The sequence below is a fragment of the Kitasatospora sp. cg17-2 genome (assembly GCF_054031055.1).
Genome location: NZ_CM132923.1, coordinates 1433152 through 1446877 on the forward strand (window position 1 = coordinate 1433152; position 13726 = coordinate 1446877).

Below are 13726 nucleotides of genomic sequence, written 5' to 3' on the forward strand. Positions count from 1 at the left end.
TGCGGCGGGTCCGGGGGGACCCAGAAGACCGAAGCCACGGTCGAACTGGACGAGGAAGGGAGCATGGTGCCGAAGATCCACACCTTCTGGTCGCCATGCGGTCGGTGCCACGGATCCGGGACGGTGATCGTCGGATGAGGCTGGTCTTCGAATGCGTCGAGTGCGGTAGCCACTACCTGCCGCCGGAGGCGATGGTGTACCCCGACGGGCCGGCCTCGCCGGTCTGGTGCACCCACTGCCAGACGGCGAAGCGGGCGGCGGGGGTCCGGGAGGACCCGCTGCTGGCGCGGGTCGCCCTGGCGACGGCCAAGGCCGCGCGGGCGCTGGCGACCGGGGCCGAGGCGCCCCCGTCCGGGCGCGGCGACGTACGGCCGTCGCGCCCGCCGCTCTCGCGACGGGCGCGCTCGGGGCCGGGCGGCGTGCGCGGCAAGCTCGCGTAACCGGTCCGCCGCCGGGGATCCGCACCGGGGACCGGAGCCGGAGCCCGAGCCGGGCCCGGGTCTCGACTCCGGGCCCGGCTCGGGGAATCGGCAGTCCGGGTCTCAGCTCCGGACGACGACCATCTGGGCGCCGCCGTCGGGCATCCCCGCGATGGACACCTTCCGCCCGCTGAAGGCCGTGTTCCACCAGCCCTGCCAGTTGCCGGACGAGTAACGCGCGTTGTGGTAGACCTGACCGTCGTTGCCCACGGCGAGCATCTGCGCGTCACCGTTGGACATCCCGGTGATCGCGAGGCTCCCGGCCTGGAAGCCCGCCGCGCCGCCGTAGCCGGCCACCGCGTTCCAGCCCTGCCAAGTACCGGCGGCGAAGCGCGCGTTGTGGTAGATCTTCCCGTCGCTGCCCACCACCAGCAGCTGGGTGTCACCGTTCGGCATGCCGGCGACGGCGATGTCCTTGGCCTGGAAGGTGTCCGCGCCGAAGCCGGCCACCGCGTTCCAGCCCTGCCAGGTGCCGTCCACCGCGCGAATGCTGTGGTACAGGTTGCCGTCGTTGCCGACGATCAGCACCTGGAGGCTGCCGTCCGGCAGGCCGGCCGCCGCGATCCGCTGGGCACCCCAGCTGCCGACCGGCGCCCATCCCTGCCAACTGCCCGAGACGAAACGGGCGTTGTGGTATATCTTGCCGTCCGCGCCGACCGCCACGATCTGGGTGTCGCCACTGGACATGCCCGCGATCGCCTGCGCCCTCGCGGCGAAGCGCGGGGATCCGGCGTAGCCGTCCAGGGGCGCCCAGGCCGTCCACGACCCGTTCGAGTAGCGGGCGGTGTGGTAGAGGTTGCCGTCGGACCCGGTGGCCAGGGTCTGCGTCGACCCGTCCGGGGTGGCCGCGATCGACTCCTGCGAGGCGTTGAAGAACGGGGCGGTGCCGAACCCGTTGAGCGGCTTGAAGGACGTCCAGTTCCCGTCCACCAGACGGGTCGCGTGGAAGAGGTCGCCGGGCGAGCTCACCGGAGCGGTCGGCGCGGGGTAGGGATCGGCGTGGTCGGTGCCCAGACCGGGGTTGCACTTGGCCGCCCACGCCCCGGTGCCCTGGCCGGCCAGGATCCGCTCGGCCGTCAGGATCTGCTGCTGCTTGGTGGCCTGGTGCGGGAGCGGCGCGTACTGCGTCCCGCCGAACGCCTCCCAGGTGCTCTTGCTGATCTGCAGGCCGCCGTAGTAGGGCCATCCGGCCCGGTAGTAGCTCCAGTCGCCGGTGCTCTCGCACTGCGCGACCCGGTCCCAGGTGGCCACCGAGGCGGCGTGGGCGGAGCCGGCCGCGACGGCCGGCAGGCCCAGGGCGGCGAGTGCGGTGAAGGTGACGGCGGCGGCGAGGGAACGGCGGGTCGAGCGGGACATCGGAGCCTCTTCCAGGGCGGCGGGGCGGGAGCCGGAGCAGGGGGCGGAGCGGTGGCGGCGGCGGGCGCCGGAGCAGGGGGCGGGCGGAGCGGGCCGGCCCACCGCGCGGGGACCGCGGGTGGGCCGGCCGGAAGGGCTCGCGCCGTCGATCAGTTGTAGGTGCCGCCGATCGAGACGTCCCAGTGGTTGCCGACCACACCGTTGAGCTGGATCGGCGCGGCGCCGTCCCAGCTGCCGGAGCCGTCGCGGATGGTGTGCATGATCCGGTCGTCGTTGGTGATGAAGACGACCTGGAGCTCGCCGTCGACGTTCGCGGCGCTGACCCGGTTCGCCGTGAAGGAGCCGATCACGGGGGCGAGCGGGTTGAAGTTCTGCCACGTGCCGTTGGCGTAGCGGGCGCCGTGGTACTGCTCGCCGCTGGTCGTCACCACGACGATCTGCGCGTCACCACCGGTGCCGGCGATCGCAACGTCCTGGGCGGTGCCGACGTTGCCGGCGGCGTCGTACGCGCTGGCCCAGGGCTGCCAGCTGCCGGAGACGGCGCGGACGGTGTGCTGGACGACACCGCCCGCCACCGAGACGACCTGGAGCTGGCCGTTGACGCTGGCGGCGGCCGCGCTGGTCACGGTGCCGGAGGCCGGGCTGATGTCGCCGAACTGCAGCCAGGTGCCGTTGGCGAGGCGGGCGGTGTGGAAGAGACGGCCGTTGGCCACCGCGACGACGTGCAGGTCACCGCCGATGGAGACCGCCGAGAGCTTGGTCACGCTGCCCAGCTGGTTGGTCTGCGGGCCGATGTCGGTGAAGTTGTCCCACGAACCGGTGTTGTGACGGATGGTGTGGTAGATGGCGCCGTTGCCGCCGACCGCGAGGATGTGGGTGTCGCCGTTGATGCCGGCGTCCGCGATGGCCTGGACACCGCCGATGTTCCCGGCCGCGGCCTCGACGTTGCCGAAGCCGGTCCACGAGCCCTGGCTGTTGCGGGTCGAGTGGAAGACGTCACCGCCGCCGTTCACGATCACCTGGGCGCCCCAGCCCACCGGGGCCGGCTTCGGCGGCAGCGGGGTGTTGTCCACGGTCTTGTCGTAACGGTAGGGCAGGAAGCCGTTGTTGACGAGGTAGCTGCGGGAGTAGGTGGTCTTGCGGGCGGTCAGACCGGACCGCGGCTCCTCCATGATGTTCGCGGTGGTGTGGCTGCCGTCGGTCCAGCCCGTGAACAGCACGACGTGGGTGGTGATGTTGTCGATCATGTCGCCGGGCTGCAGGTCGTCCAGGCTGTTGAGCCGGGTCGACACGTCGTCGAGGGTGGAGGTGACCCGGCTGGAGCCGAGGTGCCAGGCCATCGAGACGAAGCCCGAGCAGTCCTGCCGGTAGGAGCCGTTGCTGTCGGAGTGCCACAGGCTCTGGCTGTACGGCACCGCCTGGTCGACCCAGTTCTGGGCCCGGGCGATGATCTCCGAGCGGGTGATCGGGCCGTTGACCGCGGAGGTTCCGACCGCCTGGGCCGGCGCCGTCAGCGAGACGGTGGAGAGCGCCGCGCCGAGGACGAGGGTGCCGGTCAGGGCGATGTTGGCAAGCTTGGAACGGGTGACGGACATGGTGAAGTCTCCAGAGAGGTGTCAGGGGGTCGGCGGCCGCCCGCGACTGGCGGGTTCAGGGGCACGTCGACGGAGGAAGGAGGGCGCGGCGGCTCGGTGCTCGGACCGGCGAACTGCTCTCCGGGAGCAGTCGGCGCGCCTGGCGCTCCGGCACGGAGGTGCCGGGAGGGTGCTGGATCGGACCGCCTCACGGGCCCGGTGGGACGGCTGCCCTGCAGGAACAGCCGGCCGGGCCCGGGGCGGGCGGCAGCGGGGTGGAGCGGGGTGGAGCGGGCGTCAGCTCCGGACGGTGCCGGTGGCGGTGCCGGGTGCGGCGGGTGCGGCGGGTACGGCGACCGCGGTGGCCTCGGTGACGACGGTGCGGAGCATGAGGGTGCCCTCTCCTGTTCGACTGGTTCGGCTGGTTCGACGTGGTGCAGTGAACCGGTGGACGCGTCCCGCGGTGGCGCTTCTCCCGGTGCCGCTCCGGGCTGTTCTCCCTGGCGGCGATCACTAGCTTCGTCGCTGGTCGGCCCGCACGGAAGGGCTTCCGGGCGACCGGAAACGTCCTTGGACCGTTCCGGTCACCGGCCCCCTCCGGAGCACGTCGGCCGCCACCGGCACGACGTTCACGGGTGCGCGCGGAGGGGCCGCGGCGGGACGGGGCCGAGCGGGCTCCGCCGCCCCGTCAGAACAGCGCTTCCTGGGTGTCCGGGGGCTCCGGCCGGACCCTGGGGACCAGCGACAGCCCGGACGGCGGCCGGCCGGGCGCCGGGGTGAGCGTCCAGCCGGTCAGCAGCCGGGTGTCCAGGAGCAGCGGCGGCTCGCCGCCGGGCCGGTCGAGCAGCAGGTGCCGGCCGATCGGCGCGCGCAGCCGTCCGGCCACCACCGCGCCGTCCGCCAGGCCCTCGACCGCGTCGTAGACGGCGGGGGCGCCCCCGGTCAGGCCGAACAGCCCGACCTGGTCGACCACCGGGTGGTCGGGCAGCAGCTCCACGTCGTGGCCGGGCAGCAGGTCGTGCGCGCGGGCACGGGCGTCGGTCAGCACGGTCCGGCGGTGGGCGGCGTCCCCGTGCTCCCACCAGTGCTCCACCTTGGCCCGGACCTTGAACCGCTCCCGGGCCAACCCGGCCGCGGAGAGGGTGAGTTCGGCCCGGCGGACGGCGGGCAGGGCGCCCCGGGCGGCGAAGGTCCAGGCGAGCGCGCCCTGTTCGAGCAGTCGGCTGGTGCCGCGCTGCTCGGCGGTCAGGCCGACCTTCAGCAGTCCCTCGCCGAACCAGGCGAGATAGAGCCGGTAGGTGCGGCCGTCGTCGAGGATCCGGTCCCGGGCCAGCGCCAGGCCCCGGTCCACGCTCTGGCAGGGCGGGCACTGCACCGCGCCGCCGTCCGGGGCGATCGCGGCGCGGTGCGGGCACGGTGTGCGCTCGGCCCGGCCGACCAGCAGGGCGCCGATGCAGCGGCGCGGTCCGCCCAGCCGCCAGCCGACCCCGGTGCCGGGCACCACCTCGCGCTCGTGCGTGCGACGGCCGTGGACGGCGCTCAGCACCGCCCGGCCGTCCCGCCACGCCAGTCCGGTGGAGACCCACCCGTCCGTCCCGCTCACCCTTGCCCGCTCACCCTTGCCCTCTGACCTCTTACCTCCGGGCTCCGGGCTCCGGCCCCCGGCCTCGCCCGTGCCGCCCGAACTGTCGAGGCTACCGGGTGGCACCGACAGGGTCCGCCGGGTCCGCGGGCCGACCCCGCTCCCGGGCCCGGCCCGGGGCGGTAGCGTCACCGCATGACCACCACCGACACCGGGCCCGCCCCCGTCCCGCCCGGCCCCGTGACCCCGGACGACCTGGCCGCCGTCGTCCGGCTCGCCGTCGACACCCTGCGTGCCGCCCCCGCCGGCACCGACTGGTCCCGGCCGGCCGGCGGCATCGCCTGGGACTGCTGGAGCACCGTCGAGCACCTGGCGGACGACCTGCTCGCCTACGCCGCCCAGCTCGGCCCCGAGCACCCGCCGCAGCACCGCTACGTGCCGATCGTGGCCCGGCGGGCGCACCCCGGCGGCCCGAACAGCTTCGTCTTCGTCGAACGGGAGGGCGGACCGGAGGCGCTGGTGGAGGTGCTGGCGGCGAGCGGCGGGCTGATGGTCTCGATCGCCCGCACCAGGGGGCCGGAGGTCCGGGCCTTCCACCCCTGGGGGCTGGCCGACCCGGCCGGGTTCGTCGCGATGAGCCTGGTGGAGACCCTGGTCCACCTGCACGACGTGGCCGAGGGCCTCGGCCTGCCCTGGGACCCGCCGGCCGAGGTCTGCGCCCGCACCCTGGCCCGGCTGTTCCCGGACGTCCGGCCCGACCCGGCCGGCCCCTGGCCGACCCTGCTGTGGGCGACCGGCCGCCGCGCCCTCCCCGGCCGGCCGCGCCGCGAGGACTGGCGCTGGTACGCGGACGCGCCGACCTCGGCCTGACACCCGCTCACCCCCGCTCACCCCTGGGTGACACCGCAGGTCGCGGGCCCTTTGCGCGCTCCCCCGGTGCACGTTCTATTGTGGCGGGCGCGGGCGGTGGCGCGGCCGGGAGGCGGGCGCCGGGCCGGAGCGGCGTGGAGCGAAGGGGTGGACGTGGCGGGGCGGCGGAACAACGGGGTGCTGGCGGTCTGGGCGGAGGCGCAGCGGCAGGAGCAGCGCCGGGAGGAGGCGCGCTGGCGCGCCCAGGCCGCCGAGCAGCGCCGGTGGGAGCGCGAGCAGCGCGAGGCACAGAAGGCGGCGGCCCGCGGCGAGCGGGAGGCGCAGCGGGAGTACCAGCAGTCCAGGGAGGCCGAGGCCGCCCGGCGGACGGCCGAACTCGACGGCCGGGTGGAGGAGTTGCGGGGTCTGCTGGCGGCCGGTCTGGCCCGTCCGGCGTTCCGGGCGCAGAGCCTGCTGGCCGCGCGCCCGGTGCCGCCGTTCGAGCCGGGGCGGCTGGGCGAGCCGGTGCCGATGCCGGACCAGGCGCGCTACCAGGTGCCGCCGCCGGACCGGGCCCAGGCCCGCAATCCGGGGGTGCGGCAGCAGTACGAGCAGTACGTGGCACAGGCGCGGGCCCGGTTCGAGCAGGACTGGTACGCGGCGCAGGCGGCCGAGGCGGAGCGGCAGCGACGGCTGGGCGAGTACCACGGGCAGTACCTGGAGTGGGTGGCCCGGTTCCGCCGGGAGGACGAGGAGCGCGCCGCCCGGACCGAGGAGTCGCTGCGGCGGCTGCGGTCGGGCGAGGCGGAGGCGGTGCAGGAGTACTTCTCGGCCGTGCTGTACGCGTCGGCGGGCTGGCCGGAGGGCTTCCCGCACCGGCTGGTGGCGGCCTGGGAGGCGAGCAGCCGCCAGCTGGTGGTGAACTGGGAGCTGCCGGGCGCGGACGTGGTCCCGGCGACCGGCCGGGTGCGGTACGTGAAGGCGGACGACCGGGAGGCCGAGGTGGCCCGTCCGGCGACCGAGCGCAAGGCCCTCTACCGGGAGGTGCTGGCGCAGAGCGCGCTGCGGGTGGTCACCGAGCTGTACCGGGCGGACGGGGACGGTCTGCTGGCCTCGGTGGTGCTGAACGGCTTCGTCCGCGGCATCGACCCGGCGACCGGCCGGGAGGCGGAGCGCTTCCTGACCACGGTGACGGTCGACCGGGCCGAGTTCGCCGGTCTCACGCTGGACCGGGTGGCGGCCGTGGAGTGCTTCCAGGGGCTGGGCGGGGTGCTGTCCGCGCGTCCCGAGCGGCTGGACGAGGTGCGTCCGGACCGGCTGCCGGAGACGGTCGGCGGCAGTGTGGCGGGGCAGGGCGGCGAGGACGATCCGGACCTCTTCGAGATGGACCCGATCGAGTTCGAGGAGCTGATCGCGGAGCTGTTCCGGCTGCGCGGCTTCCGGGTGATGACCACGGCCCGCAGCGGGGACGCCGGGGTGGACGTGGTCGCCGAGGACCTCGATCCGGTGACCGGCGGACGGATCGTCATCCAGGCCAAGCGCTACCGCTCGACGGTCTCCCCCACGGCGGTGCGCGACCTCGACTCGACGGTCCGCCACCACGGGGCGATCAAGGGCATCCTGGTGACCACGGCCGGGTTCGGGCCCGGCTCGTACGAGTACATCCGGAACAAGCCGCTGACCCTGGTGAGCGGTCCCGAGCTGGTGGAGCTGCTGGCCGAGCAGGGCCTGCGCGGCCGCCTCGGGGAGCGGACCTCGGGCGGCGGCACGAACGGCGGCGGCGCGAACGGGAACGGCCCGAGCAGGAACGGGGCGAACGGCTCGGGCGGCGACGGGAGCGGCGGGGCCGCGACCGGCGGCGCCGCTGCGGGCACCGCCGGCGCCACCAGCACCGTGGCCCTGTCCTGGGGCAGCCGCACGGCCGGCGGCGACCCGGTCGAGCTGGACGTCTCGGCGTTCCTCTGCGCGAAGGGCCGGGTGCTGGACGACGAGCACTTCGTGTTCTTCAACAATCCGCAGGACCCGGACGGTGCCGTCCGGCTGCACCCCACCCGCTCGGTGCCGGGCGAACCGGTCCGCCGGGCCGAGCTCACCCTGGACACCGCCCGGCTGGCCCCGGCGGTGGACGAGGTGGTGGTGGCGGTGTCCACCGAGGAGGAGGAGCCGCCGACACTGCCGCTCGGCTATGTGCACGGACTGGCGCTGAGCGGCGCCTTCGGCCCCGACGTGACCGGCCCGGCCCGCTGGGAGGCCGGGACCGGCGGCGTGCCGGAGAGCGCGATGGTCGTCGGGTCCTTCCAACGGCGCGGCGGTGTCTGGCAGTTCGAGCCGAGCGGGACGCCGGTGCCGGGCGGTCTGGCCGGGCTCGCGGTGCGCTGGGGGGTCGCGGTCGAGTAGCCGGGTCCGGGGCCGGGACTGCGCCTGACTGAGGAGTCGCTGTCATACCCGAGGAGGAGGGGAGCCCCCGCCGGGCCGCCGGGTCGGCGGGGGGAGCCCGTACCCGGGAGCGACCTTCCGGGTACGGAACGGTGGCGAGAATGGATGGGAAGACGATCATCCGATTTTGCCTCGGCTTTTCCCTCGCATTCCCCAGGAGACCCTCGTGACGATGTCCGCAACCGCCGTCCGTACCGGCCGGGCGGCCGCCCGCGCCACCGGCCTGAACAAGGTCTACGGGGAGGGCGAGACCCGCGTGGTCGCCCTCGACAACGTCAGCGTCACCTTCCCCCAGGGCGAGTTCACCGCGATCATGGGCCCCTCCGGCTCCGGCAAGTCCACCCTCATGCACTGCATGGCCGGCCTCGACACCGTCAGCTCCGGCTCCTCCACCATCGGCGACACCGAACTCGTCGGCCTCAAGGACAAGCAGCTCACCCAGCTGCGCCGCGACCAGATCGGCTTCGTCTTCCAGGCCTTCAACCTGCTCCCCACCCTCACCGCCCTGGAGAACATCACCCTCCCCATGGACATCGCCGGCCGCAAGGCCGACAAGCAGTGGCTCGACCGCGTCGTCGAGACCGTCGGACTCTCCGGCCGCCTCTCCCACCGCCCCAGCCAGCTCTCCGGCGGCCAGCAGCAGCGCGTCGCCTGCGCCCGCGCCCTCGCCTCCAAGCCCGACATCGTCTTCGCCGACGAACCCACCGGCAACCTCGACTCCCGCTCCGGCGCCGAGATCCTCTCCTTCCTGCGCAACTCCGTCCGCGAACTCGGCCAGACCGTCGTCATGGTCACCCACGACCCCGTCGCCGCCGCCTACGCCGACCGCGTCGTCTTCCTCGCCGACGGCCGCATCGTCGACGAACTCACCAACCCCACCGCCGACACCGTCCTGGACCGCATGCGCCGCTTCGACGCCAAGGGCCGCACCAGCTGACGCAGCACGTCAGCCCCCAGCCCCGCCACCGAACCGGCCGCCGACGCCACGACCCTCAGGACTGACACCACCCCATGTACCGCACCGCACTGCGCAACGTGCTGGCCCACAAGGCCCGACTGCTGATGACGACGCTCGCCGTCCTGCTCGGCACCGCCTTCGTGGCCGGCACCATGGTCTTCACCGACACCCTCGCCAGCGCCTGGCGCGCCCAGAGCGCCCAGAGCTACACGGACATCGCCGTCACCGTCAGCGACCACGGTGCGGTCGGCAAGGGGTACGACCACGGCGGCAAGGCCTCCGACCGCCCCAAGCTCACCGAGGACACCCGCAAGGCGATCGCCGCGCTGCCCGGCGCCGCCGAGGCCCGCGGGGTGGTCAGCGGCTTCGCCGGCATCGCCGACCGCAAGGGCGCGCTGATCGGCGACGGCTTCTCCACCACCGGAACCAACTACGTCCCGGGCGCCGACGGCACCGACCCGCGCTTCCCGCTGGCCGACGGCCGGGGCCCGCGCACCTCCGGCGAGATCGCCCTGGACACCAGGACCGCCGAGAAGGGCGGCTTCAAGCTCGGCGACACCGTCCGCGTCGCGGTCAACGGCCCGGTCATGGAGCTCAAGCTCACCGGCACCCTGCACACCAACGACCCGCGCGTGGAGTCCGGCGGATCGCTCGCCGCCTTCGACACCGCCACCGCCCAGCAGCTCTACCTGAGCCCCGGCCAGTACGACGGGATCGACGTCAAGGCCAAGCCCGGCACGGACGACGCCGCGCTGCTGGCCGCCGTGCAGAAGTCCTTCCCCCAGTCCGACACCTTCGACGTCAACACCGGCCGCGCGCTGGCCGCCGAGCAGGAGCGGAGGATCGACGAGAACACCAAGGCGATGTCCACCATGCTGCTGGTGTTCGCCGGGATCTCGCTCTTCGTCGGCATCTTCATCATCGCCAACACCTTCACCATGCTGATCGCCCAGCGCACCAAGGAGCTCGCGCTGCTCCGCGCCGTCGGCGCCAGCCGCAAGCAGATCACCCTCTCGGTGCTGGCCGAGGCCCTGCTGGTCGGCCTGGCCGCCTCGATCGGCGGTCTGATCGGCGGCATCGGCATCGCGGCCGGTCTGCAGGCCCTGCTCAACGGCCCGTGGGAGGCCAACCTGCCGGACGGCCCGCTGGTGATCGCTCCGGGCACCGTGATCGCCTCGCTCGCCGTCGGCGTCCTCGTCACCGTGCTGGCCGCCTGGCTGCCCTCGCTGCGCGCCTCCCGGGTCGCCCCGGTCGCCGCGATGAGCTCCAGCGAGCAGCCCGCCACCCAGAAGTCGCTGCTGGTGCGCAACACCATCGGCCTGCTGTTCGCCGTCGGCGGCGCGCTCGGCCTGGTCGGCGGCGCCGCCTCCGAGTCGGTCAACCTGGTGGGCCTCGGCTCCGGCGCGCTGATGATCGGCGTCTTCGTGCTCACCCCGCTGCTGTCCCGCCCGGTGATCGCGCTGTTCGCCCCGGTGCTGCGCAAGCTGTTCGGCACGCCCGGCAAGCTGGCCCGCGAGAACGCCGTGCGCAACCCGCGCCGGACCGCCGCCACCGCCTCCGCGCTCACCATCGGCGTCACCCTGATCACCACGCTGAGCGTGGTCGGCGCCTCGGTGAGCAAGGCCGCCGACCGGGCCTTCGCCAGCGACATCAAGGCGGACTACGCCGTCGCCATGGACAACTATTCGATGCTGGCTCCCGAGGTCGCCGGGCAGATCGCGAAGACGGCCGGGGTCACCGCGACGAGCGTGGTGCGGGACGTGCCGGTGGAGGCGGTCGCCGACGGCGACACCTCCTGGCTGACGTCCGTGGACGCGGCGACCTTCGACCGGCTGGTCGACGTGAAGGTCACCGCGGGCGCCGCCGACGCGCTCCAGCAGGGCAAGCTGCTGGCCAGCACGGACTACGCCGAGCGCAACCACCTCACGGTCGGCTCGACCCTGGACATCACCTACCCCGACGGCACCCGCGGCAGCCTCGCCGTCGGCGCCCTGGTGGAGCGCAACTCCGAGATCGGCGGGCTGATCGCCCCGGACAAGCTGGTCGGCCCGCACGCCATGGCCGGCTCCGGCCTGAAGAAGGTCCTGGTCAAGGGCGCCGACGGCGCCACCCCCGCGCTCAAGCAGGCGCTGCGCGACGCCACCGGCGGCAACCCGCTGATCGGCATCAAGGGCGAGAAGGACATCAAGGCGGAGAACAACCGGGCGATCAACGGCGTGCTGAACGTCATGTACGGCCTGCTGGGCATGTCCGTGATCGTCGCGATCCTCGGTGTGGTCAACACCATGGCGATGTCGGTGTTCGAGCGCCGCCGCGAGATCGGCATGCTGCGGGCGATCGGCCTGGACCGGCGCGGCGTCGGCCGGATGGTCCGGCTGGAGTCGCTGATGATCGCGCTGTTCGGCGGTGTGGTCGGCGTGCTGCTCGGCATCGTCACCGCCTGGGCCGCTGTCCGGACGATCGCGGGATCGCTCAAGAGCATCACCCTGGTGGTGCCGCCGGTGCAGATCGGCTTCTTCCTGGTCGCCGCCGCGGTGATCGGCCTGCTGGCCGCCGTCTGGCCGGCCCTCCGGGCGGCCCGGCTGGACATCCTGGGCGCGATCAAGAGCGAGTAGCCGCCGCCCCTCGTACGCACGACGCCCGCCGGGACTCCTCCCGGCGGGCGTCGTGCTGTCCGTGCTCGGCGGGCGCCGTGCGCGCCCGGGGCAAACGTTTCCTCAGCAGCCGTTGAGGATCGAGGAGAGGGCGCTCTTCTCCGCGCTGTCGACCGAGAGGCCGTAGTAGTACTTCACCTGCACCCAGGCGCGGGCGTAGGTGCAGCGGTAGGAGGTCTGCGGCAGCCAGTGGGCCGGGTCCTGGTCGCCCTTGGAGCGGTTGGAGCTCGCGGAGACGGCGATCAGCTGCGGGCGGACCAGGTCGTTGGCGAGGGCCTGGCGCTGGGCGGTGGTCCAGGCCCAGGCGCCCGAGCGCCAGGCCTCGGCCAGCGGCACCAGGTGGTCGATGTCGAAGCTCGACGCGCTGGTGGTGGTGGCGTTGTCGTAGGCCGAGACCCAAGTGCCGCTGACGGAGGCACAGGCGGAGTCGGTGACGACGTTGCTGCCGTCGCGCTTGAGGACCGTCTCCCGGGTGTTGCAGGTGCCGGAGATGGTGATCCAGTGCGGGAAGAGCGCGCGGTCGTAGGTGGAGTCGTGGGACTCCGCGGCCACCGTGATCGCGGCGAGGTAGCCGCGGGCGGTGGCGGCCGAGACCGGGGTCGGCAGGGCCGCCTGGGCGGTACCCGCGCCGGTCAGCAGGGTGGTGAGGGCGAGCAGCAGGGCGCCGAAGGCGGCGGCCAGGACACGGCGGGGCACGCGTATCGCGGACATGACAGGGAACTCCTGGGTCGAGGAGGGCAGGGGAAGGCCCCCGGGCGGGGAACCGGCCCGGGCTGCCGACCAGCATGTCGCCCCAGGGGTTTACGCGGGTAGATCCCAGAGGTGAATTTTTTGACCGGATGTCAGGTACACAAACCGTCAGAGCGCGATCGGTCCCTTGCCGTCGGGCCCGGGAACGCGGACGCCCCGCCCGGGGTGCCGGGCGGGGCGTGGTGCGGTGGCGTGGGTGCGCCGGGTGGCGCGGGCCGGTGGTGTCAGGCGGTGGGGCGGGCCCCGGCCGGCTCGGGCTTGGGGGCGGTGGGCTTGGCGGGGCCGCCGAGGAGGCCGAAGAAGAAGGCCAGGGTGGGGGCGAGGTAGGCGAGCCAGACGACGATCTGGAACACCGTGGGGTCGGGCTGGAAGTTGAAGACGCCCTTGAGGAGGGTGCCGTACCAGCTGTCCTTGGGGATGGTGCTGGAGATGTCGAAGGCGAGGTTGTGCAGGCCGGGCAGCCAGCCGGCTTCCTGGAGGTCGTGGACGCCGTAGGCGAGGACGCCGGCGGCGACGACGACGAGCATGGCGCCGGTCCAGGTGAAGAACTTGGCGAGGTTGATCCTCAGCGCGCCGCGGTAGAACAGCCAGCCGAGGAAGGCGGCGGTGAGCAGGCCGAGGGCGGCGCCGACGATCGGGTTGTAGCCGTCCTCGGTGGCCTGGACGGCGGTCCAGATGAACAGGGCGGTCTCCAGGCCCTCGCGGCCGACGGCGAGGAAGGCGGTGGCGACGAGCGCGCCGGTGCCCATGGCGAGTGCGGCGTCGAGCTTGCCCTGGAGCTCGCTCTTGAGGTGGCGGGCGGTGCGGCGCATCCAGAAGACCATCCAGGTGACCAGGCCGACCGAGATGATCGACAGGGAGCCGCCGAGGGCTTCCTGGGCCTCGAAGGACAGCTGGGAGGAGCCGAACTGCAGGACCGCGCCGAAGGCCATGGACAGCAGCACGGCCGCGCCGACGCCGGTCCACACCGGCGGGAGCTTGTCCCGGCGGCCGGTCTTGACCAGGTAGGCGATGAGGATGCAGACGACCAGGCTGGCTTCGAGTCCTTCGCGCAGGCCGATCAGATAGTTGGCGAACACGCCGGCTCC

General features: G+C 73.7%; 10 protein-coding genes. 5 read left to right on the forward strand and 5 right to left on the reverse strand.

What is annotated here, in order from left to right:
* The first annotated feature begins 134 nt into the window (after positions 1–134).
* Positions 135–440, forward strand: coding sequence for a hypothetical protein (locus ACW14Y_RS05695; protein WP_380393746.1), 306 nt, complete (start codon positions 135–137; stop codon positions 438–440).
* A 102-nt stretch (positions 441–542) separates the two neighbouring features.
* On the opposite strand, the gene ACW14Y_RS05700 is transcribed toward ACW14Y_RS05695, so the two are convergent.
* The 3 genes from ACW14Y_RS05700 to ACW14Y_RS05710 form a co-directional block, all read right to left on the reverse strand.
* A complete protein-coding gene (locus ACW14Y_RS05700) occupies positions 543–1835 on the reverse strand; it encodes a transglycosylase family protein (RefSeq protein ID WP_380312148.1) in 1293 nt (430 codons plus the stop codon).
* 149 nt (positions 1836–1984) lie between these two features.
* Positions 1985–3430, reverse strand: a complete 1446-nt coding sequence (locus ACW14Y_RS05705) for a hypothetical protein (RefSeq protein ID WP_456986091.1) — start codon at positions 3428–3430, stop codon at positions 1985–1987.
* 667 nt (positions 3431–4097) lie between these two features.
* On the reverse strand, positions 4098–5012 hold the full coding sequence (locus ACW14Y_RS05710; protein WP_380312144.1) for a DUF2797 domain-containing protein: 915 nt from the start codon (positions 5010–5012) through the stop codon (positions 4098–4100).
* 174 nt (positions 5013–5186) lie between these two features.
* Between ACW14Y_RS05710 and ACW14Y_RS05715 the strand changes: the two genes are divergently transcribed.
* The 4 genes from ACW14Y_RS05715 to ACW14Y_RS05730 all read left to right on the forward strand — a co-directional run bounded on the left by ACW14Y_RS05715 (position 5187) and on the right by ACW14Y_RS05730 (position 11849).
* On the forward strand, positions 5187–5861 hold the full coding sequence (locus ACW14Y_RS05715) for a hypothetical protein (protein WP_456986092.1): 675 nt from the start codon (positions 5187–5189) through the stop codon (positions 5859–5861).
* 153 nt (positions 5862–6014) lie between these two features.
* A complete protein-coding gene (locus tag ACW14Y_RS05720; RefSeq protein WP_456986093.1) occupies positions 6015–8237 on the forward strand; it encodes a restriction endonuclease in 2223 nt (740 codons plus the stop codon).
* 205 nt (positions 8238–8442) lie between these two features.
* The gene (locus ACW14Y_RS05725) at positions 8443–9213 is read left to right on the forward strand and encodes an ABC transporter ATP-binding protein (RefSeq protein WP_043474491.1); all 771 of its coding nucleotides are present in this window, start codon (positions 8443–8445) and stop codon (positions 9211–9213) included.
* Between the two features lie 74 nt (positions 9214–9287).
* Entirely contained in the window at positions 9288–11849 is a 2562-nt protein-coding gene (locus tag ACW14Y_RS05730) for an ABC transporter permease (protein ID WP_456986094.1), read from the forward strand.
* Between the two features lie 102 nt (positions 11850–11951).
* Here the strand turns inward: ACW14Y_RS05730 and ACW14Y_RS05735 are convergent, their stop codons facing one another.
* Both ACW14Y_RS05735 and efeU read right to left on the reverse strand, forming a co-directional pair.
* The gene (locus tag ACW14Y_RS05735; protein WP_340637190.1) at positions 11952–12599 is read right to left on the reverse strand and encodes an HNH endonuclease family protein; all 648 of its coding nucleotides are present in this window, start codon (positions 12597–12599) and stop codon (positions 11952–11954) included.
* A 263-nt stretch (positions 12600–12862) separates the two neighbouring features.
* A complete protein-coding gene (efeU, locus tag ACW14Y_RS05740) occupies positions 12863–13717 on the reverse strand; it encodes an iron uptake transporter permease EfeU (RefSeq protein ID WP_456986095.1) in 855 nt (284 codons plus the stop codon).
* Positions 13718–13726: the final 9 nt, after the last annotated feature.